The sequence below is a fragment of the Alkalibacterium sp. m-11 genome, from assembly GCF_054658155.1.
In genome coordinates this window covers 1-233 of sequence record NZ_BAAGIR010000670.1, presented here as the reverse complement: position 1 = coordinate 233, position 233 = coordinate 1, and the positions used below count along the sequence as shown (strand labels likewise).

General features: G+C 47.6%; 1 protein-coding gene. It reads left to right on the top strand.

The features are described 5' to 3' along the window. The coding region (locus ACYQ2O_RS13860; RefSeq protein ID WP_459796890.1) for an RNA-guided endonuclease TnpB family protein at window positions 1-233 on the top strand (233 nt) is incomplete at both ends.

Below are 233 nucleotides of genomic sequence, written 5' to 3'. Positions count from 1 at the left end.
AATCATAAACTGGCAAAAAGCATTGGTGATGCAGGATGGTATGAATTCGTCCGCCAATTAGAATATAAATCCAAGCAAAAAGGACGGACACTTATCAAAGCAGACCGGTTCTATCCGTCTAGTCAGGTTTGTTCGAGTTGCGGACACCGAGACGGCAAGAAGCCGCTCAATATCCGGGAGTGGGACTGCCCGACATGCGGGGAATACCTTGACAGAGATATCAATGCCAGCAA